The organism is Luteococcus sp. (assembly GCF_043424415.1).
GTDB lineage: Bacteria > Actinomycetota > Actinomycetes > Propionibacteriales > Propionibacteriaceae > Luteococcus.
Genome location: NZ_JBHWOO010000205.1, coordinates 1 through 26,612, shown reverse-complemented (window position 1 = coordinate 26,612; position 26,612 = coordinate 1). Strand labels below are relative to the sequence as shown.

Here is a 26,612-nt window from a genome sequence, read left to right as displayed (position 1 = left end):
GCTGCCCCTCCACGAAAACCAGCTTCGGCACGAACCCATCCATGACCGGCCCCCAGCCGCTCGACGACACCACCATCGTCACCGCCGCGTCGCCGCGCTGTTCCACCGGGGTCAGGATCACCTACATATCAAGCCTTTCTTCGCGGGGGAACTCGACCCCCGCAACCGATGATCCACGACTTCATCGACGCCCAGCGTGGCCAGGGGCATGCGGTCGAGTCGATCTGTCGGGTCCTGCGCGCGCAGGGCTGCCAGGTCGCCGCACGAACCTACCGGGCCTGGCGCAGCACCCAGCCCAGCGCGCGCAGCGTCTCGGACGCGCAGGTCGCCGACGCGGTCTTCGAGATCGTGTGGCGCTACGACGAGTTGCCGGACCAGACCCGACGCAAGGTGATGAACCCCGAGGGCCTCTATGGCCGGCGCAAGATGCTCGTCGCGGTGCGCAACCACCTGCGCAATCCTGGCGTGTCGCCGGGGTCGGTGGACCGGGCCATGCGCGGCTTCGGCCTGCAGGGGGTTCGGCGTGACAAGGGTATTCGCACGACCATCCCCGCCAAGGATGGTGTGCGGGCTGGTGACCTGCTCAACCGGGACTTCACCGCGGCGGCACCGAACCGGTGCTGGGTGACTGATTTCACCTATGTGCGGACCTGGTCTGGGTGGGTCTATGTCGCGTTCATCGTGGACGTGTTCTCCCAACGGATCATCGCGTGGCATGCCCAGACCAGCAAGCACGTGGACCTGGTCATGACACCGCTGCGGATGGCGATCTGGCAACGGGCCCGGGAAGGCCACCCCGTCGAGGTGGGACAGTTGATCCACCACTCGGATGCGGGCAGCCAGTACACGTCGGTCACGCTCACCGAGCACCTCGCCCTGGAAGACATCCGCCCGTCGATCGGGACCGTCGGGGATGCCTATGACAACGCCTTGATGGAAACCGCAAACGGGCTCTACAAGGCCGAATGCATCCGGACCAGGATCTTCCACGACGGGCCGTACAAGACCATGTCCGACGTCGAGTACGCCACCGCCGGCTGGGTCGACTGGTACAACTCCCGCCGGCTGCACTCCAGCATTGGTAACGTGCCACCCATGGCCTACGAGGCCGCCCATTACGAAGCGCTCACCCGAGAGCCCCAACCCGTATAGGAGCGGCAGAGAACCTGGGGCGCTTCACCCTGAGCGCCGGCCACCACAATCGGCCACCAGACAGCTGGCACATCCGCGTGCATGTCGATGACCTCTGGGAAGCCCGAGCAACAGGTGAGAACCACCTCCGACCCGAGCCCTTGAGCCTCACGCCCATCCGCGTCATGAAGCCCTGGGACGAGGACTGGCAACCAGCCGCTCAGGACGGACAGCCCGTGGGCTGGATCATGCGAGCAACCATCCTGGGTGAGCTGCCCCCGCGCCCCAACCATCTCCCCTACGGCAATAACCCCAGGCCCCGCACAAGCGAACGACCCCAATAGCCAACCCCAGCAGAGACCACCCGTTGCTCCCGCCGGACCACACGAGACAAGCGGGCACACCGATGAGCATCCCCATCCCACTGTTCGACTCCACCGACCCGCTCGTGCGGGCCGTCGCCACACACCTCGCCCGATACAAGGGCCTCACCCGCTCCCACACCGAGTCCGACCTGCGCATCTACCTGCGCTGGTGCGCCGAACACCACCTCGACCCGCTGAAGGCCGAACGGGCCCACATCGAGCTCGATTTCCGTTGGATGCCGCTGATCTCGCGCAAGACCTTGACGGAAGCCATCCGCACAGGGCCGCAAGTGGCACGGTTCTGGGCGTCACAGTGGGTCCTGGGGCGGGCGCGTGAACCGTGACCGTTCCGACTGTGCGTGCTCGTGTTCGACGGGTTCGAGCTCCTTGCTGTATTCGGTCATGTCTCCGTCGAGGAGACCGGCCTCGTTTTGGTCCTCGTAGATACATGGACACCCGGCGCAGGACCGAGGACCAGGACTTCAAGAGGTAGCTCCATGACGTCGGCTCACAAGCACCTTTGGCGACGTCCGTCTGCACCGAACCAGCGCTCTTGGCGAAGTCCCGACGAGCACTCAGTCGAACTGGGAGTGGTGCAGCTCCGCGTAGGCGCCACCGGCGGCCAGCAGCTCCGAATGGGTGCCGCGCTCGATGATGCGGCCGGCGTCGAGCACCAGGATCTGATCGGCTGCCCGCACCGTCGAAAGACGATGCGCGATCACCACCGAGGTGCGATCGGCCATCGCGGCATCGAGTGCATGCTGCACCGCCACCTCGCTCTCGGAGTCCAGGTGCGCCGTGGCCTCGTCGAGCACCACGATCGGCGGGGCCTTGAGCAGCAGCCGCGCGATCGCGAAACGCTGGCGCTCACCGCCCGACAGCCGGTAGCCGCGCTCCCCCACCATCGTGTCGAGCCCGTCGGGGAGCCGCTCCACCAGGTGCCAGATCTGCGCCGCCTGCAGGGCGCTGCGCATCTGCTCCTCGCTGGCCCCCGGCGCGCCGTAGGCGAGGTTCTTGCGGATCGTGTCGTGGAACATGTGGGCGTCCTGGGTGACGTAGCCGACCATCTCCTGCAGGCTCGCCATGGTCAGTTCGCGCACGTCGTCGCCGCCGATCCGCACGGCACCCCCGGTGACGTCGTAGAGGCGGGTGAGCAGGTTGGTGATGGTGGTCTTGCCGGCGCCTGAGGTGCCGACCAGTGCGACCGTCTGGCCCGGGGCGACGTGGAAGCTCACGTCGTCGAGCACCTGCCGGTTCTGCTGTTCCTTGCCCGGCGTGACCGGCTCCAGCGAGGTGAGCGAGAAGCTCTCGGGGTCAGGATAGGTGAAGTCGACGTGGTCGAAGTCGATCGAGGCGATACCGGAGGAGGCACGCGCCCCCGGGGCGTCCTTGATCAGCGGCTCCAGGTCGAGCACCTCGAAGACGCGCTCGAAGCTGACCAGGGCCGTCATCACGTCGACCCGCACATTGGTGAGCTGCACCAGCGGCCCGTAGAGGCGCGCCAGCAGCCCGGCCAGGGCTGTCAGGGTGCCGACGGTCAGGTTGCCGCCGATCGCCATCAGGCCGCCGACGCCGTAGACCAGCGCCGTGGCCAGGGCCGCCACCAGGGTGAGGGCGGTCATGAAGATGCGCCCGACCATTGCGGTGGTGACCCCGACCTCGCGCAGCTGGCCGGCGGTGCCCGCGAACAGGTCGTGCTCCTGCTGCGGACGTCCGAAGAGCTTGACCAGCAGGGCTCCCGAGACGGTGAAGCGTTCGGTCATCATCGCGGACATGTCGGCATTGAGCTGCATCGAGTCGCGGGTGAGCCCGGCGAGCCGGCCGCCGATGATGCGTGCCGGGATGATGAAGACGGGCAGCAGCACCAGCGCGGCCAGGGTGAGCTGCCAGCTCAGCGAGATCATCGCCACCAGCACCAGGACCAGCGAGATGACATTGCTCAGTACGCTCGACAGGGTCGTGGTGAAGGCGCGCTGGGCCCCGAGCACGTCGGATTGCAGGCGGCTGACCAGCTTGCCGGTGTGGGTGCGGCTGAAGAAGGCCAGCGGCATCGAGCTGACGTGGTCGAAGACCGAGGTGCGCAGGTCGTAGATCAGTCCCTCGCCGACGCGTGCCGAGCACCAGCGCTGCACCACGCCGAGGATCGCCTCCGCGACGGCCAGCGCGGCCACCACCAGGGAGAGCTCGACGACCACACCCCGGTTGCCCTGCAGGACGCCGTCGTCGACGATCCGCTTGAAGATCAGGGGCGGGGCCACCGCGACCACGGCGCCGAGGACCACGGTGAGCAGGAAGACCAGCAAGAGCCCCTTGTAGGGGGCGCCGTAGCCCATGACACGGCGCACCGTGCCGGGCGCCAGGTCGTGGTCCTTCACCACCGGGTCCTTGCGCAGGCCACCCATCATTCGGCCGCCGGGGCCGCCCATGCCACTCATCGTCTACTTCGTGCTCCGGTCCTTCTTGTCCTTCTTGGACTTCTTGGGCTTGTCCTTCTTGGCGTCACCCTTGTCCTTCTTGGCCTTGTCCAACTTGACCTTGGACTTCTTGGCGTCTGCCGCGGCCTCCTTGGCGGGCTTGACTGCCTTCTGCTTCTTGGTCTTCTTGTCCTTCTCGTCCTTGTCGTCCTTCTTGGCCTTGTCGTCCTGCTTGGCCTTGGTCGACTTCTCCACCTTCTTGGCCTTGTCAGCCTTGTCGGCCTTGGCGGTGGCCTCGTCCACCTGCTTCTTGGCTTTGGTCGACTTCTCCACCTTCTTGGCCACCTGCTCGTCGGCAACCGTCGTCCCGGCCGGAGCCTTGACCTTGGCAGAGGTCTTGCTGCTCCTGGCGGGCTTCGTCTGCTCGGCCGAAGGCGCTGTCTTGCTGGGCTTGGCCGGAGCGACCTCCTGCCCAGCCGCCGGCGTGGCTGGTGCAGCAGCGCTGGCCTTGGCCCGGGCAGGACGCGCCCCACCGCCCGCCACCTTGGCCCGGGCGGCACCGGCCGCGCCACGGGTGGCGCCGCCGCGGCCGCGAAGGGTCACGCCGGCCTCCTTCAACAGTCCCTGCACCCAACCGTAGGAGCGGCCCAGGTCCTCGGCCATCGAACGGATCGCCTCGCCGGCGGCATAGCGCTGCCCCACCTCGTCGCGCAGTTGCGCGCGCAGTTCCCCGGTGATCCGCGCACCGGCCGGAAGGGGTCGGGAGACCTGCTGTGCTGCCATCGCGAAACCTCTCGTCGAAGGATGCCCCCACCCCCGCCGGATGGAGGACCAAGATCAAAGTGAACCACGACATCCCGACCGGAGGAAGACGCAGCCCTCAGGCCAGGTGCACCAGATCGGAGTAGTCGGCGCTCCACAGGTCCTCGTCCCCGTCGGGCAGCAGCAGCACCCGGTCCGGGTCCAGGGCATCGACCGCCCCCGGGTCGTGCGTGACCAGCACGATCGCGCCCGTGTAGGTGGCGATCGCCGCCAGCACCTCCTCGCGGCTGGCCGGGTCAAGGTTGTTGGTGGGCTCGTCGAGCAGCAGCACATTGGCCGAGCTGACCACCAGCATCGCCAGGGCCAGACGGGTCTTCTCACCACCGGAGAGCACCCGGGCCGGCTTCTCCACGTCATCGCCGGTGAACAGGAAGCTGCCCAGCACCTTGCGGCACTCGGTGGCATTCATGTTGGGGGCACTGGCCACCATGTTCTCCAGCACCGAACTCGACAGGTCGATCAGGTCGTGCTCCTGGGCGAAGTAACCGATCTTGAGGCCGTGGCCCGGGATCAACCGGCCCGTGTCGGACTCCTCCACGCCCGCGAGGATGCGCAGCATCGTGGTCTTGCCGGCACCGTTGAGGCCGAGGATGACCACCTTCGAGCCCTTGTCGATGGCCAGGTCGACGCCGGTGAAGACCTCCAACGAGCCATAGGACTTGCTCAGGCCCTCGGCCATCAGCGGCACCTTGCCCACCGGGGCAGGCTCCGGGAAGCGGATGCGCGCCACCTTGTCGGCATCGCGCTCGGCCTCCAGTCCGGACAGCATCCGCTCTGCACGGCGCTGCATGTTGTGCGCGGCCGCGGCCTTGGTGGCCTTCGCCCCCAGCTTGTCGGCCTGCAACAGCAGCTGGGAGGCCTTCTTCTCGGCATTGGCGCGCTCGCGACGGCGACGCTTCTCGTCGGTCTCGCGCTGCTTGAGGTAGAGCTTCCACCCCATCGAGTAGATGTCGATCTCCGCCCGGTTCGCGTCCAGGTGGTAGACCTTGTTGACCGTCGCCTCCAGCAGGCCGGTGTCGTGGCTGATCATCAACAGCGCGCCGGGATAGGTCTTGAGGAAGTCGCGCAGCCAGGTGATCGAGTCGGCGTCCAGGTGGTTGGTGGGCTCGTCGAGCAGCAGGGTGTCGGCACCGGAGAACAGGATGCGGGCCAGCTCGATGCGGCGGCGCTGACCACCGGACAGGTTCTGCAGCGGCTCGGCGAGCACGCGGTCGGGCAGCGACAGGTTGGAGGCAATCCGGTGCGCCTCGCTCTCGGCGCCGTAGCCGCCGGCCGCGACGAACTGCGCCTCGGCCTTGCTGTACGCGGCCATGGCAGCCTCACGCTCGGCGCCCGTGGCGGTGCTCATCTTCTCTTCGAGCTCGCGCATCCTGACCATGGAACGGTCCAGGCCACGAGCGGACAGGATCCGGTCGCGCGCAATGGTGTGCAGGTCGCCGTCGCGCGGGTCCTGCGGCAGGTAGCCGAGCTGGCCGCCCCGGGTCACCTCACCGCCGGCCGGCATGCCCTCGCCGGCCAGGATCCGGGTGAGCGTGGTCTTCCCGGCACCATTGCGTCCCACCAGGCCGATCCGGTCACCGGGGATCACCTGGAAGGAGATGGGAGAGACGAGCAGTCGTGCGCCAGCGCGCACCTCGAGATCCTTGACTTGAAGCACCTGCCGATTCTTCCAGCTCACGGCCCGAGTACGAAAACCATCGGTGGACAGTCCTGCGCAAATTCACAGTTTCAGGCAGAATCTCGTGCAGGAAAGGAATTCAGGGCCATCTCGATGGCCTGTGCACCTTTCCGGCCACCCCTCGGCGCGGCCAGTACGCCAGCGGCGGGCGGGAACCCCTGTGGGGGAGGTTCCGGCCCGCCGTTGGTCACTCTCGACAGCCGAGGCCGAGCGGCATGTTCACCAAGGATCACGAAGGCCCGGCCGCCCATGGTTTCCCATCGGCGTCCGGGCCCTGTGGTTGGTCAAGATCTCGACGGCTCGAATCAGACGTTGAAGCCGATCGAGCGCAGCTGCTCGCGGCCGTCGTCGCTGATCATCTCCAGCGACCACGGCGGCAGCCAGACCCAGTTGATCGTCACCTTGTTCACGAGGCCCTCGAGGACGCTCTGAGTGTCGTACTCGATGCGGTCGGTGAGCGGACAGGTGGGACTGGTCAGCGTCATGTCGATCGTGCAGTTGGCCTGCTCGTCGATGTGGATGCCGTAGACCAGGCCGAGGTCGACGACGTTGACCATCAGCTCGGGGTCGACCACGTCACGCATGGCCTCCTCGAGGTCCTCCACGGTGGGCAGCGAGGCCGACGGGGTGGTGCTGGGAAGCTCGTCCTTGACCAGGTCGGACGGGCGGGGCTCGGCCGGCTGCCCGGTGACAGGCTGCTCCGGCTGCGCCACAGGCTCCTGGGGCGTCTCGGTGGTGGACACGGGTCCTCCTTCTTCGGTGGGATTGACGTTCGTGGTCACTGCTCTGCCCCCTGGGCCGGGCCCGACTGCGCGCGCAGGACGGCGTCACGGGCGGCCGACCAGCCGAGCATGGCGCACTTGACGCGGGCCGGGAACTGGGAGACGCCGACGAAGGCGATCCCGTCCTCAAGCCGGTCCTCGTCCGGCTCGGCCTTGCCCTGGCTCTGCATCATCTCGAGGAACTCGTCGTGCAGGGCCATGGCATCGTCGATGGGGCGGTCGATGAGCAGCTCGCTCATCACGCTGGTGGAGGCCTGGGAGATGGAGCACCCCTCGGCGTGGTAACTGACATCGGCGATGCGGTCGCCGTCGAGCTCCACGCGCAGGGTGATCTCGTCTCCACAGGACGGGTTCACGTGGTGAACCTCTGCCCCGAAGGGCTCGCGCAGGCCGGAGTTCAGCTTCTCCCGGTAGTGGTCCAGGATGATCTCCTGGTACATCTGCTCGACACTCATGGCCGCTCTCTCCGTTCGACACTCACCGCTGCTCCTCAGAGGTCTTCGTGTTCGCCTCGACGGACGCGTCGTGCTCCACCGTCTCGCTGCGGTCGAAGTTCTTGCGACGCTCCTCGCGGCGACGACGGATGCTGCTGCCGGTGGCCGCGGCGAAACGGCCGGCGAAGAAGTCGCGGGTCCACTCCAGCGCATCGGCCAGGGCGTCGACCTCCTCCAGCGTCGTGTAGAGGTAGCCGGAGGCACGCACCGAGGACTGGATGCCCAGTCGCTCGTGCAGCGGACGCGCGCAGTGGTGGCCGCCGCGCACCGCGATGCCCTTGCTGTCGAGCATCTGCATGATGTCGTGCGGATGCACCTGGTCGAGGGTGAAGGAGACCGCTCCCCCACGCTCGACCGCCTCGGTGGGCCCCAGGATGCGAAGGCCCTCGATGGCCCCCAGGCGCTGCAGCATGTGGCTGGTGACCTGCTGCTCGTGCTCGGCGATGGCATCCATGCCGAGCGCGGCCACGTAGTCGATCGCGGCTGCCAGGCCGACGGCCTGGACGATCGGCGGCGTGCCGGCCTCGAAGCGGTGCGGCGGCGGGGCGAAGGTGGAGCCCTCCATCCGCACCACCTCGATCATCTCGCCGCCCCCCAGGAAGGGCGGCAGGCTCTCCAGGAGTTCGCCGCGCCCCCACAGGATGCCGACCCCGGTGGGTCCGCAGATCTTGTGGCCGGTGAAGACCAGCACGTCGCAGCCCAGCTCGGTGACGTCGGTGGCGCGCTGCGGAACCCCCTGCGAGCCGTCGACCACGACCAGGGCACCGACGGCGTGCGCCTGCTCGGCAATGGTGGCGATCGGATTGACGGTGCCCAGCACATTGCTGATCCAGGTGAGCGAGACGATCTTGGTCCGCTCGTTCACCAGCCCGTTGCGCTCGGCCGCCTCAAGATCAAGACGCCCCTCCTCGGTGACGTCGAACCAGCGCAGGGTCGCACCGGTGCGCTCGCAGACCAGCTGCCAGGGGACGATGTTGGAGTGGTGCTCCATGACGCTGACCAGCACCTCGTCGCCCGGCTGGAGCCGGGCACCCAGGGTGTTGGCGGCCAGGTTCAGGGCCTCGGAGGCGTTCTTGGTGAAGACCACCTCGTCGGCGCTGGCGGCACCGATGAAGTCGGCGATGCGGGCCCTCGCACCCTCGAAGGCACCGGTGGCCTCGCCGCCGAGCATGTGCATGGCCCGGGCCACGTTGGCATTGTGCTGCAGGTAGTGGTTGCTGATCGCATCGACCACCTGCTGCGGCTTCTGCGAGGTGTTGGCGCTGTCGAGGTAGACCAGCGGATGCTCCCCCACGGTGCGGGAGAGGATCGGGAAGTCGCCTCGGATCCTCGTGAGGTCAAGGTTCACGAGTGTCCTCCTTCTGGCTGGGGGTGGTGGGGCCGCCGGACGACGGCCCCACCGGTCGGCTGGTGAGTGCCGGGTCAGGCCTGCGCGTCGGCCTGGGCCTGCTTGATGTACTTCTCGTAGCCCTCGACCTCGAGGCTCTCGGCCAGCTCCTTGCCACCCTCGGCGACCATGCGGCCGTCGACGAAGACGTGCACGTGGGTGGGGTTCACGTAGCGCAGGATGCGGGTGTAGTGGGTGATCAGCAGCACGCCGCGATCGCCCTGGGCGCTGAAGCGGGAGATGCCGTCGCTCACCACGCGCAGCGCGTCGATGTCGAGGCCCGAATCGGTCTCGTCGAGCACGGCGACCTTCGGGTTCAGCAGCTCGAGCTGGGCGATCTCGTGGCGCTTCTTCTCGCCACCGGAGAAGCCCTCGTTGACCGAGCGGGAGCTGAACTCCTTGTCCAGCTGCATCTTCTCGAGCGCGGCGTTGACGTCCTTGACCCAGGTGCGGACCTTGGGGGCCTGGCCGTCGATGGCGGTCTTGGCGGTGCGCAGGAAGTTGGCGACGCTGACGCCGGGCACCTCCACGGGGTACTGCATGGCCAGGAAGAGGCCGGCGCGGGCACGCTCGTCGACGCTCATCTCGGTCAGGTCCTGGCCGTCGAGCAGCACCTGGCCCGAGGTGATCGTGTACTTGGGGTGCCCGGCGATCGAGTAGGCCAGGGTGGACTTGCCCGAGCCGTTCGGGCCCATGATGGCGTGCACCTCGCCGTCATTGATGGTCAGGTTGACGCCCTTGAGGATCGGCTTGGGGCCGGTCTCGGTCTCGACGTCCACGTGCAGGTCGATGATTTCCAGCTTCGACATTGTGGTTCTCCGTAGTTCTTGGGCGGTCGGGGCGTCGGGCCCGGGGCCGCAGTCTGTGTGGTGGGTGTGGCTCAGGCCTGGACGGTGTCGATGAAGGCGAGTTCCTTCTCGACGGTCTCCATCAGGCGCTGCTCGATCTCGGGGATCCCGACGCGGCGGATGATCTCGACGAAGAAGCCCTGGACGACCAGGCGTCGGGCATCGCGCTCGGAGACGCCGCGGCTCATCAGGTAGAAGAGCTGGTTGTCGTCGAAGCGACCCGTGGTCGAGGAGTGGCCGGCATCGGCGATCTCGCCGGTCTCGATCTCCAGGTTGGGCACGCTGTCGGCCTTGCAGCCGTCGGTGAGCACGAGGTTCTTGTTGGCCTCGTAGGTCTCGATGCCCTCGGCAACCTTGCGGATCAGCACGTCACCGATCCACACCGAGTGCGCACCCTCGCCCTGCAGCGCCCCGCGGTAGTCGACGTTCGACTTGGTGCGCGGTGCGTTGTGGTCGACGAAGATGCGGTGCTGGACGTGCTGCCCGGCGTCGACGAAGTACAGGCCGTACTGCTCGAGCTGGCCGCCGGGGCCGGCATAGCGCACGTCCTCCTGCAGGCGCACCAGGTCGCCACCCAAAGAGGCGGTGATCAGGCGCACGTGGGCATCGCGGCCGACCAGCACGGAACGCTGGCCGCCGTGGACGGCGCCGTCGGCCCAGTCCTGCAGGGTGACCAGGGTCACCTGGGCGCCATCGCCGACGCGCAGGTCCAGCTTCTCGGCGAAGTTGGCGCTGCCCTCGAAGCGCATCACCAGGGTTGCCTTGGCGAAGTTGCCGATGGTCACCACGGTGTGCTCGCTGACCGTGCCTCCCTGGCCGGTGCCGGTGAGCACGATCGGGCTGGTCAGCTCGGTCTCGGCCGGGACATCGATCCGCACGCCGTAGGCGGCATTGGCCGCCGCCAGGGCGCTGAGGCGGTCCAGCGGCGCCTCGACGGCGAGCTCACGGGCCTCGTCCTTGCCGATCTGCTGCAGGGTGGCACCCTCGGGCAGCTCCACCTTCCAGTCGAGGTTGTCGCTGGTCGCGCCGACGCCCAGCAGCGGCGCGACGCGCTTCATCGGGGTGAAACGCCAGACCTCCTCGCGCCCCTGGGGTTCGGGGTGGTCGTCGAGGTCCCACGAGGGCGTGGGGTGCAGGTGACTGGCGACGGTCTCGATCGCGGCGGCGACGGCCGGGGTGACGGCCTCGGGCGTGGTGACCTCGCGGCCGTCGTCACCGGTGGTGGGGTCGGATCCGTCCGGACGGGTGTCCGCTTCGGGCATGCTCACGTGTGCTTCCTTTGTGCTGGTTGCGCTCTGTGCTGGTTGCGCTCTGTGCTGGTTGAGCCGTGCAGGCTCTCGAGTGGTCGGAGGGCGTCGGCATCAGCCGACGGCGCCCTCCATCTGGAGCTCGATGAGGCGGTTGAGCTCGAGGGCGTACTCCATCGGCAGCTCACGCGCGATGGGCTCGACGAAGCCACGCACGATCATCGCCATCGCCTCGTCCTCCTCGAGACCGCGCTGCATCAGGTAGAACAGCTGGTCATCGGAGACCTTGGAGACGGTGGCCTCGTGGGCCATCGACACGTCGTCCTCGCGCACGTCCACGTAGGGATAGGTGTCCGAGCGCGAGATCTGGTCCACCAGCAGGGCGTCGCACTTGACGCTGGAGGCCGAGTGCGAGGCACCCTCCTGCACCTCGACCAGGCCGCGGTAGCTGGAGCGGCCGCCGCCACGGGCCACCGACTTGGAGATGATCGAGCTGGAGGTGTGGGGAGCGCAGTGCACCATCTTGGAGCCCGCGTCCTGGTGCTGGCCCTCGCCCGCGAAGGCGATCGAGAGGGTCTCACCCTTGGCGTGCTCGCCCATCAGATAGACGGCCGGGTACTTCATGGTCACCTTGGAGCCGATGTTGCCGTCGATCCACTCCATCGTGGCGCCCTCCTCGCAGGTGGCGCGCTTGGTGACCAGGTTGAAGACGTTGTTCGACCAGTTCTGGATGGTGGTGTAGCGAACGCGGGCGTTCTTCTTGACCACGATCTCGACCACGGCCGAGTGCAGCGAGTCGGACTTGTAGATCGGCGCGGTGCAGCCCTCGACGTAGTGCACGTAGGAGCCCTCGTCGGCGATGATCAGCGTGCGCTCGAACTGGCCCATGTTCTCGGTGTTGATGCGGAAGTAGGCCTGCAGCGGGATCTCCACGTGGACGCCCTTGGGGACGTAGATGAAGGAGCCGCCCGACCAGACGGCCGTGTTCAGGGCCGAGAACTTGTTGTCACCGGTGGGGATGACGGTCCCGAAGTACTCCTCGAAGAGCTCGGGGTGCTCCTTGAGTGCGGTGTCGGTGTCGAGGAAGACGACGCCCTGGCGCTCCAGCTCCTCGTTGATCTTGTGGTAGACCACCTCGGACTCGTACTGGGCGGCCACGCCGGCCACCAGGCGGGCCTTCTCGGCCTCCGGGATGCCCAGCTTGTCGTAGGTGTTCTTGATGTCCTCGGGCAGGTCCTCCCAGCTCTGGGCCTGCCGCTCGGTGGAGCGCACGAAGTACTTGATGTTCTCGAAGTCGATCTCCGACAGGTCGGCACCCCAGGTGGGCATCGGCTTGCGTTCGAAGAGCTTGAGGCCCTTGAGGCGCCGTTCCAGCATCCACTCGGGTTCGCTCTTGAGCTCGGAGATGTTGCGCACGACGCCCTCGTTGAGGCCACGCTGTGCGGAGGCACCGGCGGTGTCGGCGTCATGCCAGCCGAAGCGGTAGTTGCCCAGGGCGTCCAGGTGCTCGTCCTGCGAGGCCCCGGTGCCCGGGACGACCGGCTTGTTCTGCAGGTCAGTCATTGTCATTGGCCTTTCGATTGGATGCTTCGTGCTGGTTCGGGTCCTCACCCTTCGGGCGCGACCCCTCCCTGTCGAGGAACGGAATGTGGGTCGTACAAATTCCGTCCCCGTGGGCGATGGTGGCCAGCCGCTGGACGTGACTGCCCAGCAGTCGGCTGAAGAGTTGGGTCTCGGCCTCGCACAGCTGCGGGAACTCCTGGGCCACGTGCGCGACCGGGCAGTGGTGCTGGCACAGCTGCTCGCCCACGACGCCGTGCCCGGCGATCTCGGTGGGCCGCACGCTGGCGACGTAGCCGTCGGTGTTCAGGGCCTGTGCGAGCACCTCGGGTGCGGGAGCCTCCGGATTCTCGGCGCGGATGCGGTGGTAGGCGGCCTCGACGTCGGCGACGCGCTGTTCGGCCAGGGCGCTCACGGCGGTGGGTCCGGCAGCACGCACCAGCTGGCGCAGTGCCTGCAGGGCCAGTTCGTCATAGGCCTGGTAGAAGTTGCGCCGACCCGCGTCGGTGAGCGCGAAGACCTTGGCGGGGCGCCCCCGTCCGCGGACCCCGTAGACTCGCTGCTCGCGGGCCTCGATGTGACCCTGCTCCACCAGCACGGCCAGGTGGCGGCGGATGGCGGCGGGGGTCAGCATCAGGCGTTCGCCGAGTTCCACGGCGGTACTGGGGCCCTGTTCCAGAATGGAGCGCACGACGCGGTCACGGGTCGTGTCGTCTTCGTCCGCCTCGAAGACACCCGTCTGCGGCGGGCGCACGGCTGTCTCGTCGGTTTTCACAACATCTTGTTTACCTAATTGCGCCGCTTCCCACAAGCAAGCCTTGCCTAAGTCGGGCCTGGTCCACGATTCGACCCTCAATCGCCCACCATCCGGTCGCTTCAGAAGATCTTCAGGAGAATGTGGGCGATCGGGGCCCTCCTGTCATTTGAACCATCAAGTGACCCTGATAAGATGTCTCCAGCGTGCGGCAGCGGTGCCGCATGGCGTCAACCGTGTGCGGGACGCCTGGACGACGAAGGCCCAGGCCCGGCACGAAAGGAAGGCACGACAATGAGCTACATCCTTGGCCGCCGCGGCTTCATCGGCATGGCCGGCGTCGCCGTGGGCGCCACCGCCCTGACCGCCTGTGGCGGCGGCGAGACCACCGCCACCTCCACCACCACGACGACCACCACCAGCACCCCGGCAGCCGGCGGCTCCGCGCCCGCCAATGCCGGCAGCATCACGGTGTGGACCGACTCCAACCGCGAGCCCGTCCTCAAGCCGCTGGCCGCCAAGTTCAAGGCCGACACCGGCGTCAGCATCAAGCTCGTCGTCAAGGACTTCGGCAAGCTGGCTGACGACTTCGTCACCCAGGTGCCCACCGGCAAGGGCCCCGACGCCTCGATCATGCCGCACGACGCCACCGGCCGACTGGTGCAGAACGGCGTCGTCGCCCCCATCGAGCTGGGCGATGCCTCCGCCTTCGAGGACGTCTCCGTCCAGGCCTTCACCTACGGCGGCCAGGTCTACGGCCTGCCCTACTCCACCGAGTCGATCGCCATCCTGCGCAACACCGCGCTGGCCCCCGAGAAGACCCCGGCCACCTTCGACGAGATGATCGCCGAGGGCAAGAAGATCGTCGCCGGCGGCAAGGCCAAGTACCCCTTCCTGGTGGGCCTGGATCCCAAGACCTCCGATCCCTTCCACCTGTACCCCTTCCAGACCTCCTTCGGCGCCCCGATCTTCGAGCTGGGCGACAAGGGCTTCGACGCCAGCAAGGTCGCCATGGGCGGCGACAAGGGTGCGCAGTTCGCCCAGTGGCTGGCCGATCAGGGCAAGGCCAAGGTGCTGAACCTGAACATGACCCAGGACATCGCCAAGGCCCAGTTCTTCGCCGGCAAGGCCCCCTACTTCCTCAGCGGCCCCTGGAACCTGGCCGATGCCAAGAAGGCCGGCATCAAGTACGCCGTCGACGCCATCCCGAAGGCCGGCGACCAGGACGCCCAGGCCTTCGTGACCGTCCAGGGCTTCGTGATGAGCGCCAAGACCCAGAACTCGGTGGCCGTCCAGACCTTCCTGAACGACTACATCGGTTCCGCCCAGGTGCAGACCGACCTCTACAAGGCCGGCCTGCGCGCCCCCGCCAACAAGGAGGCCTACGAGGCCGCCAAGGCCGATGCCGACGTCGCCGCCTTCGGTGCCGTGAGCGCCATGGGTGTCCCGATGCCCAACATCCCCGCCATGAGCGGCGTGTGGACCGACTGGGGCACCGCCCAGGCGCAGATCATCGGCCAGAAGGCCTCCAACCCCGGCCAGGTGTGGGAGAAGATGGTCACCACGCTCAACAGCAAGATCAAGTGACCTCGTCGCTTGACTGAACCCGGAGGGCTTCGGGGCTGACCAGCCGTCGGCCCCGAAGCCCTCCGGCACTTCCGGGCACCCACCACCAGAACCAGCGAAGGACCATGAACGCCACACTCTCACCGGCCGACCGCGAGACCGCGGTCTCCAAGGCCCAGGCCACCTACTCGTCCGGGCCGCTGCCCTGGATCATCAAGATCGCCGTGCTCGGCATCCTCGACGCCTTCCTGGTCCTGGGTGCGATCACCGCCGTCGGGGCTTCGGCCTGGTGGATCCTCGCAGCCATCGTCGTGCTGCTGGTCCTGCTCAACGGCATCTACCTGCCCCCCAACCGCTTCCTGCCGGCCAAGTACCTCTTCCCGGGCCTGGTCTTCCTGTCGATCTTCTCGATCGGCGTGATCCTCTACACGGTCTACATCTCCTTCACCAACTACGGCGACGGTCACAACTCGTCGAAATCGGACGCGATCAGCGCGATCCAGGCCAACAACACCGCCCGCGTGCCCGACTCGCCCACCTACACCTCGGCCGTGGCCCTCAAGGACGGCAAGCTCGAGCTGCTGGTGGTCGACCCGGCCACCAAGCAAGTCAAGGCCGCCCCGGACGGCGGCGTGCTGGCCCCCGTCGAGGGCGTGCAGGTCACCAGCATCGGCGGCATCAAGGAGGCCCCCGGCTACCAGGTGCTGAGCTTCTCCGACATCACCCAGCGCTCCAAGGAGATCGGGGCCTTCAAGGCCAAGATGGACGAGGACCCGAACTCGGGCTTCATCCGCACCACCACCGGCACCAGGGCCTTCGAGTACAAGTCGACGCTCAGCTATGACCAGGCCAAGGACACCTTCACCGACGCCAAGGGCACCGTCTACTCCGACTCCGGCAAGGGCTCCTTCGTCAGCGCCGACGGCCAGCGCATCGAACCGGGCTGGAAGGTGGGCGTCGGCTTCGAGAACTTCACGCGTGCCTTCACCAATCCCGACATCCGCGGGCCCTTCCTCAAGGTGACGGCCTGGACCTTCGCCTTCGCCTTCCTCAGCGTCGCCACCACCTTCGCCCTGGGCCTGTTCCTGGCGATCATGTTCAACGAGCCCCGGATGCGTGGCCAGAAGGTCTACCGCGTCGCGATGATCCTGCCCTATGCCTTCCCCGGCTTCCTGTCGGCACTGGTCTGGGCGGGCCTGTTCAACCAGGAGTTCGGTTTCATCAATGAGGTGCTGCTCAGCGGGGCCCGCATCCCGTGGCTGACCGACCCGGTCTGGGCCAAGGTGTCCGTGCTGCTGGTGAACCTGTGGCTGGGCTTCCCCTACATGTTCCTGGTGGCCACCGGCGCCCTGCAGTCCATCCCCGACGACGTCCTCGAGGCGGCCCGGATGGACGGCGCGAGCCCCTGGCAGACCTTCCGCCAGATCAAGCTGCCGCTGCTGATGGTGCCCCTGGCGCCGCTGCTGATCAGCTCCTTCGCCTTCAACTTCAACAACTTCGTGCTGATCTTCCTGCTCACCAATGGCGGCCCGCAGTTCCAGGGCACCTCGCTGACCGCAGGCCACACCGACCTGCTGATCTCGATGGTCTTCAAGGTGGCCGGCTTCGCCGGAGGCAACCATGACTACGGCCTGGCCAGCGCCTTCAGCATCATCATCTTCTTCCTGATCGGCGGGATCTCCTACCTCGCCTTCCGCCAGACCAAGACCCTGGAGAACCTGAACTGATGTCCACCCCACTCGAGAACTCGCGCGTCGACGGACCGGCCGAGGTCGGACGCACCCTGCAGGCCCACGACGGCAGCCACATCACACTGCCGCCCCAGCCCAAGATGGGCTTCGGCAAGTGGATGGCGGTGATCGGCTGGCGCCACGTCATCGGGCTGCTCGCCGTCGTCTTCTCCGCCTTCCCGCTGGTCTACGTCCTGTCGGCCTCGCTGAACCCGTCCGGCACCCTGACCGGCTCGAACAAGCTCTTCGACGCCGTCAGTCTGGACAACTACCGCAAGCTGCTGGCCGACACCAGCCGTCCGTACATGAAGTGGTACGTCAACACCATCGTCATCGCGGCGGTCTCGGCCATCGGCACCGTGCTGATCGGCGCCTGCGCCGCGTATGCCTTCAGCCGGATGCGCTTCAAGGGCCGCCGCCCCGGCCTGATGGCGCTGTTGCTGGTGCAGATGTTCCCGGCCCTGCTCACCGTGGTGGCGATCTTCCTGCTGCTCACCAACCTGGGCGATGTCTTCCCCCAGATCGGCGTCGGCTCCCGCCTGGCACTGATCCTGGTCTACCTGGGTGGCGCCCTGGGCACGAACACCTACCTGATGTACGGCTTCTTCAACACGGTCCCCGCCTCGCTCGACGAGGCGGCCCGCGTGGACGGCGCCGGCCACGCGCGCATCTTCTTCACCATCATCCTGCGCCTGGTGGCACCGATCCTCGCCGTGGTGGCGCTGCTGAGCTTCAACGGCACCTTCACCGAGTTCGTGATCGCCTCGGTGGTGCTGGGCAATGACTCGTCGAAGTCCACCCTGGCCATCGGCCTGTACCAGTACGTCTCGACGGAGAACAACACCTACTGGCCGATCTTCTCCGCCGGAGCCGTGCTGGCCGCCATCCCCGTGATGGTGCTCTTCCTGTGGCTGCAGAAGTACATCGTCAGCGGCCTGACGGCCGGTGCGGTGAAGTAGCCATCACCCCCTGGGGCCTCACAGGGGCCACTTCACAGGGGCCACGCCTCCGGCGCCGAGGACGGGCGGATCACCAGACCGGTGATCCGCCCGTTGCGGTTCACCTGCACCTTGAGCACCAGCTCGCCGTGCTCGTGCACCAGTTCTGCCCGCCCCACGGCGGGAGCCCGCACCGGCCCTTCGGGCAGGCGCTCCCCCGCCGGGCCATGGCAGCCCACACTGCCGATGGCTACCGGATCTCCGTAGCTGCCGAGCACATCGCTCCAGACGCTCGACACCACGCGGGCGGTGAGCTGGCGGGAACAGGCCTGGGTCATCCGGGAGCGCAGGCGCCCGAAGTCACCGGCGCCGAGGTCAGCCGCCGCCTCGCGGGTGAGGGAGGGGAGGTCGACAGGGGGGACGATCTCCAGGGCATCGCCGGTCTCGGGGTCGGTCGGGTGACCGAAACGCTTGAAGGCGGCCTGACGGGTCACGCCGAGCACGTCGGCCACCTCCTGCCAGGTACGTCCCTGGGAGCGCGCCCGACGGACGCTGTCGTGCAGCTCCTGTTCGGCCTGTGAGAGCCGGTCCAGGGCCTGCGCGATGGCGTCGAGTGAATCCATCAGTCCAGTCTGCCACCCGTCGTGGGGTCCTCCGCGGACTGCGTCGGCGAGGCACCGGGCATCAGGGCGCCTGCGCCCAGGGCGGCGAAGATCCCCCAGATGGCGGCCATTCCCGGCATGTCGGTGAACAGCAGCAGCGCGGCGTAGGCGACCACTGCCCCCACCACCAGCTGGACATTCTTGGCGCGACGCCAGGCCGCGTCGCCGGAGAGGGCGAATGGCCTGCCCGTCGCCGGGGCGCACCAGGCGCCCAGCACGAGGGCGAGGGCTGCGACGAGGGCCACCAGCACGGCCGTGAGGGAGAGCTGCCCCTGGAAGGGCCGGCAGAACAGGACGGTGAGGACGGCCATGACGGCCACGGAGGTCTGCATCGGGTTCATGTGACCACCCTCCCCGCCAACCCCAGTCATGTCAACCCCTGGTTGACATTCACACGATTGGTCACCCGGGCCTTGCCTGCCGGCCTCCCGTTGCTTCATGCGTCGTCACCCACGCTCTGGGATGTCCCCAGCCCGACGACGCCGCGCAGCTAGGGTTGGCGCGTGCGCTACATCTCCACCCGGTCCACGTCCACGTCGCGTCCCTTCTGCGAGATCCTGCTCGAGGGCCTGGCCCCCGACGGTGGCCTCTACCTGCCCGAGAGCTACCCGCAGATCGGCGACCGTCTGGGAGAGCTGCACCAGGTATGGCACCGCGACGGCTATGCCGGCCTGGGCTTCACGCTCCTGTCGGAGTTCATCGACGACATCCCCGCCGACGACCTGCGCGGCATCTGCGAGCGCGCCTGGAACCGCGAGGTCTTCGGCACCGAGGAGGTCGTGCCGGTCAGCCAGCTGGGCGACGGGCTGTGGATCACCCACCTGTCCAATGGCCCCACCGCCGCCTTCAAGGACATGGCGATGCAGCTGCTGGGCCAGCTCTTCGAGTACGAGCTCGGCCGTCGCGGCCGCGAGCTGAACATCCTGGGCGCCACCAGCGGCGACACTGGATCGGCTGCCGAGTACGCGATGCGGGGCCGCGAGCACGTGCGGGTCTTCATGCTCACCCCCGCCGGGCGCATGACCCCCTTCCAGCAGGCCCAGATGTTCAGCCTGGACGACCCGTCGATCGTCAACATTGCCGTCGACGGCGTCTTCGACGACTGCCAGGACCTCGTCAAGGCCGTCAGCAATGACCTCGCCTTCAAGACCAAGCACTCGATCGGGGCCGTGAACTCGATCAACTGGGCGCGCCTGGTGGCCCAGGTGGTCTACTACGTCGCCGCCTGGGTCCAGGTGAGCGAGCGCGACGACCAGCGCGTCAGTTTCTGCGTCCCCAGCGGCAACTTCGGCAACATCTGCGCCGGCCACGTCGCGCGCCAGATGGGGCTGCCGATCGACCGCCTCGTGCTGGCCACCAACGAGAACAATGTGCTCGACGAATTCTTCCGCACCGGCGTCTACCGGGTGCGCACCTCCGCCGAGACCCACGAGACCTCCAGCCCGAGCATGGACATCAGCAAGGCCAGCAACTTCGAGCGCTTCGTCTTCGACCTGCTGGGCCGCGACGCCGAGCGCACCCACCAGCTCTTCGCCGAGGAGCTGGTACGCGAGGGCTCCTTCGACCTGTCGGGCACGCCCGAGTTCCAGTCGCTGGCCGAGGACTTCGGTTTCCTGTCCGGCTCCTCGACCCATGCCGACCGAGTCGCCACCATCCGCGAGGTCTGGGAGGACGACCAGGTGGTCGTCGACCCGCACACCGCCGACGGGGTGACGGTGGCCCGCCGCGCGCTGGGGGCAGGAAGCCTCGAGGCTCCCGTCATCGTCCTGGAGACGGCCCTGCCGGTGAAGTTCTCTGCCACCATCACCGAGGCGCTGGGCCGCGAACCGGAGATGCCGGCCGCCTTCTCCGGCATCATGGAGCTGCCGCGCCACGTCGTCGAGCTGCCCAAGGACGTGAGCGCCCTCAAGGAACTCATCGTCGACCGGCTGGCCGAGGGCTGAGGTCTAGACTGCAGCGGTGATCCAAAGCCAAGACACTGCCGGGGAGAGGCCTGCGCTCGAACTGAGTGATGTCGTCGTCTCCTTCGGTCACACCCAGGCACTGCAGGGCCTGAGCCTGCGGGCCGCGCGCGGTCAGATCACCGCCGTCCTCGGGCCCAATGGGGCCGGCAAGACGACGATGATCCGCTGCTGTACCGGTTTGGTGGCCCCCGAAGCTGGTCAGATCCGGGTGCTTGGCCATGCCGCCGGAAGCCCCGAGGCTGCCTCCCGCATCGGGCTGATGCCGCAGTCGACCGGTGCGTGGAGCGGGATCGGCGCCGAGGAGCTGCTGCACTACCTCGCGGGGCTCTATGCCAACCCGCAGCCCGTCGACGAGCTGATCGAGCTGCTGGGCATCAACGACTTCCGCCGCACCCCCTACCGTCGCCTCTCGGGCGGGCAGCAGCAGAGCGTCAACCTTGCTGGTGCGCTGGTGGGCCGGCCCGACCTGGTCTTCCTCGACGAGCCCACCGCCGGCATGGACCCGCACGTGCGCCGGCACACCTGGCAGGTGATCCGCACCCTGCGCGACCACGGCGTCGCCGTACTGCTCACCACCCACGCGATGGACGAGGCTGCACGGCTGGCCGACCATGTCTGGATGGTGGACCAGGGAAGGGTCGTGGTCAGCGGGACCGTCACCGAACTCACCCGGGAGGCTCCCCTCGAGGATGTCTTCCTGCTCAACACCACCGCACGCGTCGGGACGCCCGAGGGTCGCGGACGGAGGAGACGCCGATGATCACCGACAAGCCCTTGGAGACCGCCCTGGACTTCACCCCGGGCAGCGCCCCCGCACAGCCTTCCCGGATGGTGCTCAACCATGCCCTCACCGAGGCGAAGCTGATCCTGCGCAATGGGGAACAGCTGATGGTCGCCCTGCTGATCCCGCTGGGGCTACTCTTGTTCGGGCACTTCGCCCGGGGGCGCTATGGCATCACCGCGGAGCACATCGCCCCGAATGTGATGGCCCTGGCCGTGTGGAGCTCCTGCTTCACCTCGCTGGCGATCGCTACGGCCTTCGAGCGCCGCTACGGCGTGCTGGAGCGGCTCTCAGCCACCCCCTTGGGCCACGGCGGGCTGCTCGCCGGCAAGGCCGTCGGCATCGCCATGATCGCCACGGGCCAGTTCCTGCTGCTCGGCGCCGTCGCCCAGGCGCTGGGCTGGCACATCCACCCCTCACCGTGGCAGTGGCCGATCATGCTCGTCTCGGTGCCGCTGGCCATGTTCGTCTTCGCCAACCTGGCACTCGCGATGGCCGGGCTGTTGCGGGCCGAGGCCACCTTGGCCTTCGCCAACATCTTCTACCTCGTGGGCCTGGTGGCCGGCGGCATCATGTGGCCGGTCAGTTCCTTCCCCCACGCCCTGCAGCCGGTGATCGCCTCGCTCCCGACAGGGGCACTCGGTGAGGTGCTGCGGCACTGGACCACCGGCGGCGTCACCTGGTACTCCCTCCTGGTCCTGGTCATCTGGGCCGTCATGGCCCACCTCATCGCGCGAAAGGCCTTCCGATGGACGTCCTAGCCCCCAGTTCACCCGTTGCCGAGAAAGGTGGGCCCTTCGGCACCCGCACGGCCCTGCGCCGCTGGACGATCGCCAACCTGGTGGCCAACATCGGCATCATCGTCACCGGCGCGGTGGTGCGGCTGACCGGCTCCGGCCTGGGCTGTGACACCTGGCCCAAGTGCAGCGAGGACAGCTACACCGCCCACCCCGCGCTCGGCTGGCACTCCTATGTAGAGTTCGGCAACCGCACCCTCACCTTCGTGCTGCTGGCCATCGCCATCGCCACCTTCGTCACGGCCATCCGTTCCGGCGCACCGCAGCGCGAGCGCACGCTCGCGCTGCTCATCCTGCTCGGCATTCCCTTCCAGGGCGTGATCGGCGGCATCACCGTGCTCACCCACCTGAACCCGTGGGTGGTGGCACTCCACCTGCTGCTGTCGGTGATGCTGATCGCCTGGTGCGTGAAGCTGGTGCAGCTCAGCGGTGACGGGAATCCGGTCGTGGTGGAGCCGTTGCACCGACGTCTGGTCGTGATCACCTTCTGGCTGCTGATGTTCGGCCTGTGGCTCGGCACCGTGGTCACCGGGGCCGGACCCCATTCCGGCGACAACGGCGTGGCACGTAACAACCTGGACATCGAGACCATGGCCAAGGCCCACGCCTGGACCATCTGGGCCGTCGTCGGCTTCACCATCGGCCTGCTGGCGCTGGCCGTCAGGACCCAGAACGTGCGCCTTCGCAACATGGTGGCCTGGCTGCTGGCCGCCGAGCTGCTGCAGGGTGCCATCGGCTACGCCCAGTACTTCAACGGCCTCCCACTGGGTCTGGTGATCTGCCACATGCTCGGCATCGGCCTGGTGACCACGGCGGCGAGCTGGCTCTACTACGGCACCCGCAGCGGCCTGCCGGCCTGACTGCCCCGCCGCTCACCCCCTGGAGGGGTTGAAACCGCCGTCGCTGTACAGGCGCTGGCCATTGATCCAGCGTCCCTGTTCGGAGAGCAACCACGCCACGAGGTTGGCAGCAGTCTGGGGACTTCCCAGCTGCCCACCGGGCGTCATGGCGCTGAGTTTCCTCCGGGTCTCGGCGTCCATCCAGCCGGTGTCGATCGGCCCGGGGTTGACGACATTGCAGCGCACCCCTCGCTGGGCCAGCTCGGTGGCCCCGGCGATGACGAGCCGGTCCAGTGCCCCCTTGGTGACGCCATAGGGCAGGTTGAAGGCCACGTGGTCACTGGTCAGCGCCACCACGGAGCCGCCGTCGGGGCCGACCTGCGCGGCAAAAGCGCGGGTGAGAAGCCACGGTGCCCGAACGTTCACGGCGTAGTGCCGGTCGAAGCTCTCGACGGTGGTGCTGAAGTAGTCCGAGTCCACGCTCTCGCAGTGGCTCATCACCAGGGCTGACAGCACTCCCAGTTCTGCCTCGGCCCGCTCGACCAGTCTTGCAGGCACCTCCGGCTCTGCCAGGTCTCCTGGGAGCAGGGCGACCTCGACGCCCCGGGAACGCAACTCCTCCGCGAGCAGTTCTACGTCGGAATCCTCACGCATCACGCGCCGGTCGTAGTCAGCGTGGTAGCCCAGGGCGAGGTTCCAGCCATCGTGGGCCAGCCTGCGGGCAATGGCGGCCCCAATCCCCCGGCGACGCCCCACCCCCGTGACGAGTGCTGCATACATGCTGTCCTCCTCTCCCGTGGACAAGTACCTCCGGCAGGCGGCCGACGACGCCACGGGGTCAGAAGATCAGGTGGATCAGAAGATCAGCGGGTCGATCGCGATAGCCAGGAAGAGGACCGCAATGTAGCTGTTGGAGAAGTGGAACAGGCGCATCGCCTTGAGCTCCGAGTCACGCTTGCCCTGCTTGGCACGTGCCAGCAACTGCCAGGCCTCCCAGATGAACCAGGCACCCGAGGCGGCCGCCACCGCCGGGTAGAGCCAACCGGTGTGCGCCACCGGCCACAGCGCCAGCGTGGTGGCCACTGTGGCAATCGTGTAGGCCATGATGCGACGGGCCACCCCCACGGCATCCATCACCACGGGCAGCATCGGCACCTCGGCCGCGGCATAGTCCTCGCGGTAACGGAAGGCCATGGCCCAGGTGTGGGGCGGGGTCCAGAAGAAGACCACCAGGAAAAGGATCAGCGGTTCCCAGTCGACCCGGCCGGTGATCGCGGTCCAGCCGATCAGGGGCGGGAAGCAGCCGGCGATGCCACCCCACACGATGTTCTGGCTGGTGCGGCGCTTCAGCCAGAGCGTGTAGACGAAGACGTAGAAGGCGTTGGCCGCCAGCGCCAGTCCCGCCGAGAGCCAGTTCGCTCCCAGGCCGAGTACCAGCGTCGAGACGATCGCCAGGACGATCGCAAAGATCCAGGCATTGCGGGTTGACACTTGGTGGCGGGGCATCGGCCGGCGGCGCGTGCGGCGCATCTTCTCGTCGATGTCGGCGTCCAGGATGCAGTTGAAGGCATTGGCGCTGCCCGCGCTGAGCATGCCGCCCATCATCGTCCAGAAGGCCACGCCCAAGTGGGGCACGCCCCTGGCAGCCAGGAACATCACCGGCAGCGTGGTGGTGAGCAGCAGCTCGATGATGCGGGGCTTGGTCAGGGCCACATAGGCCTTGACCACGTCACCGGTGGTGGCCGGGCGATCCGCGCTGTCGAGTGCCGGGTCGCTGGTCGCGCCGTCGCCGAAGGTGCGCCGATCGGCGGTGTGGTGCGTGGTCACGAAACTCATTCCTCCCCCGGGCGCGGCGACGGCCAGCTTGCCCGCCCCGGCCCAGACGGGCGGGGTCAACTCGGCAGAGTCTACGTCGACTTCGGCCCAAAACCGATTTCGTGCCAAGGCAGGCAACACGCGTCCACCTGTTGGCCGCACACCGCGGGCCGACTAGCGTCGAGGGTGGCGCAATGATCCCCACGAGTTTCCAGGAGGAAGCGTGAACGAGCGACTCGAGAAGCTGGCCGAGGCCGGCGTGTCCATCTGGCTGGACGACCTCTCCCGCAGCCGGCTGACCAGCGGAAGCCTGGCCGAGATGATCGAGCAGAAGTCGGTCACCGGTGTCACCACCAATCCCAGCATCTTCGCCACCGCCCTGGGCGACAGCGAGTCCTATGCCGAGCAGCTCGCCGAGCTCGTCGCCGCCAATCCCGAACTCGACGCCGAGGACGCCATCCGGGAGCTCACCACCACCGACGTGGCCGATGCGTGCGACCTGTTCAGCGACCTCAACGAAGAGACCGACGGGGTCGATGGCCGGGTCTCGATCGAGGTGGCCCCCGACCTGGCGATGGATGCCGAGGCCACCGTCGAGCAGGCCGTGGAGCTCTTCGAGAAGGTCGACCGCTCCAATGTGCTGGTCAAGATCCCGGCCACCGTCCCGGGGCTGGAGGCCATCCGTCGCGTGATCGGCCAGGGCATCAGCGTCAACGTGACCCTGATCTTCTCCATCGAGCGCTACCGCGACGTGATGGACGCCTGGATGTCGGGCCTCGAGGATGCCCTGGAGGCCGGCCTGGACATCGACGAGATCCACTCGGTGGCCAGCTTCTTCGTCTCCCGGGTCGACTCCGAGGTGGACAAGCGCCTCGACGAGATCGGCACCGATGAGGCCCGCGCGCTCAAGGGACGGGCCGCGCTGGCCAATGCCCGCATCGCCTACGCCGCCTGGCTCGAGGTGATGACCTCCGAGCGCTGGGGTCGCCTCAAGCTGCGCGGGGCGCACCCACAGCGTCCGCTGTGGGCCTCCACCGGCGTCAAGGACCCCGCCCATCCCGACACCATGTACGTCTCCGGCCTGGTGGCCGAGGACTGCGTCAACACAATGCCCGAGAAGACCATGGAAGCCTTCGCCGACCACGGCGAGACGGATGGTGACACCATCACCGAGGCCATCGACGAGGCCGTCGAGACCATGGGGGCCCTGGCATCGGTCGGGATCGACATGGATGACGTGGTCACCCAGCTCGAGGAGGAGGGCGTGTTCAAGTTCGTGACCTCCTGGGAGGAGCTTGTGGGTACCGTAGGGGCAGCAGTGGAGGCCGCAAAGGCCTGACCAGCTTCACCTCGACGGCCCGGGCCGGCAGGCGGTGCCGGTCCGGGCCGTCCTGTGTCCCCACTCCACACAGACCCGACAGGAGCCCCCGTGCGCGACGACGAACGCATCAATCCCCTCCGCGACCCACGCGACCGGCGCCTTCCCCGCATCGCCGGCCCCTGCGCCCTGGTGATCTTCGGCGTCACCGGAGACCTCGCCGGCAAGAAGCTGTTGCCGGCCGTCTACGACCTGGCCAATCGCGGCCTGCTGCCGCCCGGTTTCGCGCTGGTCGGCTATGCCCGGCGCGACTGGGACGACGACTCCTTCTCCGAAGTGGTGCTCGAGGCGGTCAAGCAGCACGCCCGCACCCCCTTCCGCACCGAGGTCTGGGAGCAACTGCGCCGCGGCATCCGCTTCGTGAAGGGCGACTTCTCCGGCGACGAGGGCTTCGCCGGGCTCAAGCAGACCCTGGCCGACCTGCGCGAGAGCGAGGGCACCGGCGGCAACCACGCCTTCTACCTCTCGATCCCCCCGGGCAGCTTCGACTCGGTGGTGGGCAAGCTGCGACGCCACGGCCTGGCCGAGGCCCGCAATGGCTCCTGGAGCCGGGTGATCATCGAGAAGCCCTTCGGCCACGACCTCGAGAGTGCCCGCGAGCTCAACGACGTGCTGGGCAGCGTCTTCCCGGCCGAGTCGATCTTCCGCATCGACCACTAC

The 26,612-nt window shown here is 67.8% G+C and carries 22 protein-coding genes and 3 pseudogenes; 11 read left to right on the top strand and 14 right to left on the bottom strand.

Annotation, left to right across the window (positions count from 1 at the left end):
* Positions 1-132: 132 nt before the first annotated feature.
* A pseudogene (locus tag ACHFFZ_RS11880) lies at positions 133-1,152 on the top strand (IS3 family transposase); the annotation flags it as partial.
* Positions 1,153-1,537: 385 nt separating this feature from the next.
* Positions 1,538-1,840: a hypothetical protein gene (locus tag ACHFFZ_RS11875; protein WP_394276820.1), complete on the top strand. Its 303-nt coding sequence runs from the start codon at positions 1,538-1,540 to the stop codon at positions 1,838-1,840.
* Between the two features lie 231 nt (positions 1,841-2,071).
* Here the strand turns inward: ACHFFZ_RS11875 and ACHFFZ_RS11870 are convergent, their stop codons facing one another.
* The 10 genes and pseudogenes from ACHFFZ_RS11870 to ACHFFZ_RS11825 form a co-directional block, all read right to left on the bottom strand.
* A complete protein-coding gene (locus ACHFFZ_RS11870) occupies positions 2,072-3,931 on the bottom strand; it encodes an ABC transporter ATP-binding protein (protein ID WP_394276819.1) in 1,860 nt (619 codons plus the stop codon).
* Between the two features lie 3 nt (positions 3,932-3,934).
* Positions 3,935-4,693 carry a helix-turn-helix domain-containing protein gene (locus ACHFFZ_RS11865; RefSeq protein WP_394276818.1) on the bottom strand — a complete coding sequence of 253 codons (759 nt, stop codon included), beginning with the start codon at positions 4,691-4,693 and terminating at the stop codon, positions 3,935-3,937.
* Between the two features lie 97 nt (positions 4,694-4,790).
* Entirely contained in the window at positions 4,791-6,389 is a 1,599-nt protein-coding gene (locus ACHFFZ_RS11860; protein ID WP_394276817.1) for an ABC-F family ATP-binding cassette domain-containing protein, read from the bottom strand.
* A gap of 326 nt (positions 6,390-6,715) precedes the next feature.
* The gene (locus ACHFFZ_RS11855; RefSeq protein ID WP_394276824.1) at positions 6,716-7,066 is read right to left on the bottom strand and encodes a metal-sulfur cluster assembly factor; all 351 of its coding nucleotides are present in this window, start codon (positions 7,064-7,066) and stop codon (positions 6,716-6,718) included.
* 122 nt (positions 7,067-7,188) lie between these two features.
* Positions 7,189-7,647: a Fe-S cluster assembly sulfur transfer protein SufU gene (sufU, locus tag ACHFFZ_RS11850; RefSeq protein ID WP_394276816.1), complete on the bottom strand. Its 459-nt coding sequence runs from the start codon at positions 7,645-7,647 to the stop codon at positions 7,189-7,191.
* Positions 7,648-7,804: 157 nt separating this feature from the next.
* A pseudogene (locus ACHFFZ_RS11845) lies at positions 7,805-9,034 on the bottom strand (cysteine desulfurase); the annotation flags it as partial.
* A gap of 74 nt (positions 9,035-9,108) precedes the next feature.
* Positions 9,109-9,882, bottom strand: coding sequence for a Fe-S cluster assembly ATPase SufC (sufC, locus tag ACHFFZ_RS11840; protein WP_394276815.1), 774 nt, complete (start codon positions 9,880-9,882; stop codon positions 9,109-9,111).
* Between the two features lie 71 nt (positions 9,883-9,953).
* Positions 9,954-11,183, bottom strand: coding sequence for a Fe-S cluster assembly protein SufD (gene sufD, locus ACHFFZ_RS11835; protein WP_394276823.1), 1,230 nt, complete (start codon positions 11,181-11,183; stop codon positions 9,954-9,956).
* A gap of 99 nt (positions 11,184-11,282) precedes the next feature.
* Positions 11,283-12,737, bottom strand: coding sequence for a Fe-S cluster assembly protein SufB (gene sufB / locus ACHFFZ_RS11830; RefSeq protein ID WP_394276814.1), 1,455 nt, complete (start codon positions 12,735-12,737; stop codon positions 11,283-11,285).
* A complete protein-coding gene (locus ACHFFZ_RS11825; RefSeq protein WP_394276813.1) occupies positions 12,724-13,482 on the bottom strand; it encodes a helix-turn-helix transcriptional regulator in 759 nt (252 codons plus the stop codon). Before ACHFFZ_RS11825 ends, sufB begins: the two co-directional genes overlap by 14 nt.
* 471 nt (positions 13,483-13,953) lie before the next feature.
* Here ACHFFZ_RS11825 and ACHFFZ_RS11820 point away from each other — a divergent pair, with 471 nt between their 5' ends.
* From ACHFFZ_RS11820 to ACHFFZ_RS11810, 3 genes are all read left to right on the top strand, one after another.
* The gene (locus ACHFFZ_RS11820) at positions 13,954-15,069 is read left to right on the top strand and encodes an extracellular solute-binding protein (protein WP_394276822.1); all 1,116 of its coding nucleotides are present in this window, start codon (positions 13,954-13,956) and stop codon (positions 15,067-15,069) included.
* 104 nt (positions 15,070-15,173) lie between these two features.
* The gene (locus ACHFFZ_RS11815; RefSeq protein WP_394276812.1) at positions 15,174-16,775 is read left to right on the top strand and encodes an ABC transporter permease subunit; all 1,602 of its coding nucleotides are present in this window, start codon (positions 15,174-15,176) and stop codon (positions 16,773-16,775) included.
* 104 nt (positions 16,776-16,879) lie between these two features.
* Entirely contained in the window at positions 16,880-17,737 is an 858-nt protein-coding gene (locus ACHFFZ_RS11810; protein ID WP_394276821.1) for a sugar ABC transporter permease, read from the top strand.
* A 32-nt stretch (positions 17,738-17,769) separates the two neighbouring features.
* Here the strand turns inward: ACHFFZ_RS11810 and ACHFFZ_RS11805 are convergent, their stop codons facing one another.
* Together ACHFFZ_RS11805 and ACHFFZ_RS11800 are read right to left on the bottom strand one after the other, a co-directional pair.
* On the bottom strand, positions 17,770-18,339 hold the full coding sequence (locus ACHFFZ_RS11805; RefSeq protein WP_394276811.1) for a hypothetical protein: 570 nt from the start codon (positions 18,337-18,339) through the stop codon (positions 17,770-17,772).
* Complete coding sequence (locus tag ACHFFZ_RS11800; protein WP_394276810.1) at positions 18,339-18,719, bottom strand: hypothetical protein; 381 nt, start codon at positions 18,717-18,719, stop codon at positions 18,339-18,341. The genes ACHFFZ_RS11805 and ACHFFZ_RS11800 overlap by 1 nt, the downstream gene beginning before the upstream one ends.
* A gap of 162 nt (positions 18,720-18,881) precedes the next feature.
* Between ACHFFZ_RS11800 and thrC the strand changes: the two genes are divergently transcribed.
* From thrC to ACHFFZ_RS11780, 4 genes are read left to right on the top strand one after another with little or no spacing between them, the layout of a single operon-like run.
* The gene (gene thrC, locus ACHFFZ_RS11795; RefSeq protein WP_394276809.1) at positions 18,882-20,321 is read left to right on the top strand and encodes a threonine synthase; all 1,440 of its coding nucleotides are present in this window, start codon (positions 18,882-18,884) and stop codon (positions 20,319-20,321) included.
* Between the two features lie 16 nt (positions 20,322-20,337).
* The gene (locus ACHFFZ_RS11790) at positions 20,338-21,102 is read left to right on the top strand and encodes an ABC transporter ATP-binding protein (RefSeq protein ID WP_394276808.1); all 765 of its coding nucleotides are present in this window, start codon (positions 20,338-20,340) and stop codon (positions 21,100-21,102) included.
* Positions 21,099-21,884, top strand: coding sequence for an ABC transporter permease (locus ACHFFZ_RS11785; protein WP_394276807.1), 786 nt, complete (start codon positions 21,099-21,101; stop codon positions 21,882-21,884). Before ACHFFZ_RS11790 ends, ACHFFZ_RS11785 begins: the two co-directional genes overlap by 4 nt.
* Positions 21,872-22,780 (top strand): heme A synthase, encoded by a 909-nt coding sequence (locus ACHFFZ_RS11780; RefSeq protein WP_394276806.1) that lies wholly within the window; start codon positions 21,872-21,874, stop codon positions 22,778-22,780. The genes ACHFFZ_RS11785 and ACHFFZ_RS11780 overlap by 13 nt, the downstream gene beginning before the upstream one ends.
* Positions 22,781-22,792: 12 nt before the next feature.
* Here ACHFFZ_RS11780 and ACHFFZ_RS11775 read toward each other — a convergent pair whose 3' ends face one another.
* Together ACHFFZ_RS11775 and ACHFFZ_RS11770 are read right to left on the bottom strand one after the other, a co-directional pair.
* Entirely contained in the window at positions 22,793-23,539 is a 747-nt protein-coding gene (locus ACHFFZ_RS11775; RefSeq protein WP_394276805.1) for an SDR family oxidoreductase, read from the bottom strand.
* Positions 23,540-23,614: 75 nt separating this feature from the next.
* The gene (locus ACHFFZ_RS11770; RefSeq protein ID WP_394276804.1) at positions 23,615-24,655 is read right to left on the bottom strand and encodes a heme o synthase; all 1,041 of its coding nucleotides are present in this window, start codon (positions 24,653-24,655) and stop codon (positions 23,615-23,617) included.
* Positions 24,656-24,797: 142 nt separating this feature from the next.
* On the opposite strand from ACHFFZ_RS11770, the gene tal reads away from it, so the two are divergent.
* A complete protein-coding gene (tal, locus tag ACHFFZ_RS11765; protein ID WP_394276803.1) occupies positions 24,798-25,913 on the top strand; it encodes a transaldolase in 1,116 nt (371 codons plus the stop codon).
* Between the two features lie 90 nt (positions 25,914-26,003).
* A pseudogene (locus tag ACHFFZ_RS11760) lies at positions 26,004-26,612 on the top strand (glucose-6-phosphate dehydrogenase); the annotation flags it as partial.

Bases quoted from the DNA above. Each gene is read 5' to 3' on its own strand.
- ACHFFZ_RS11875 (WP_394276820.1), top strand. From the start codon at position 1,538: ATGAGCATCCCCATCCCACTGTTCGACTCCACCGACCCGCTCGTGCGG.
- ACHFFZ_RS11870 (WP_394276819.1), bottom strand. From the start codon at position 3,931: ATGAGTGGCATGGGCGGCCCCGGCGGCCGAATGATGGGTGGCCTGCGC.
- ACHFFZ_RS11865 (WP_394276818.1), bottom strand. From the start codon at position 4,693: ATGGCAGCACAGCAGGTCTCCCGACCCCTTCCGGCCGGTGCGCGGATC.
- sufU (WP_394276816.1), bottom strand. From the start codon at position 7,647: ATGAGTGTCGAGCAGATGTACCAGGAGATCATCCTGGACCACTACCGG.
- sufC (WP_394276815.1), bottom strand. From the start codon at position 9,882: ATGTCGAAGCTGGAAATCATCGACCTGCACGTGGACGTCGAGACCGAG.
- sufD (WP_394276823.1), bottom strand. From the start codon at position 11,183: ATGCCCGAAGCGGACACCCGTCCGGACGGATCCGACCCCACCACCGGT.
- sufB (WP_394276814.1), bottom strand. From the start codon at position 12,737: ATGACAATGACTGACCTGCAGAACAAGCCGGTCGTCCCGGGCACCGGG.
- ACHFFZ_RS11815 (WP_394276812.1), top strand. From the start codon at position 15,174: ATGAACGCCACACTCTCACCGGCCGACCGCGAGACCGCGGTCTCCAAG.
- ACHFFZ_RS11810 (WP_394276821.1), top strand. From the start codon at position 16,880: ATGGGCTTCGGCAAGTGGATGGCGGTGATCGGCTGGCGCCACGTCATC.
- ACHFFZ_RS11805 (WP_394276811.1), bottom strand. From the start codon at position 18,339: ATGGATTCACTCGACGCCATCGCGCAGGCCCTGGACCGGCTCTCACAG.
- ACHFFZ_RS11800 (WP_394276810.1), bottom strand. From the start codon at position 18,719: ATGAACCCGATGCAGACCTCCGTGGCCGTCATGGCCGTCCTCACCGTC.
- ACHFFZ_RS11785 (WP_394276807.1), top strand. From the start codon at position 21,099: ATGATCACCGACAAGCCCTTGGAGACCGCCCTGGACTTCACCCCGGGC.
- ACHFFZ_RS11780 (WP_394276806.1), top strand. From the start codon at position 21,872: ATGGACGTCCTAGCCCCCAGTTCACCCGTTGCCGAGAAAGGTGGGCCC.
- ACHFFZ_RS11775 (WP_394276805.1), bottom strand. From the start codon at position 23,539: ATGTATGCAGCACTCGTCACGGGGGTGGGGCGTCGCCGGGGGATTGGG.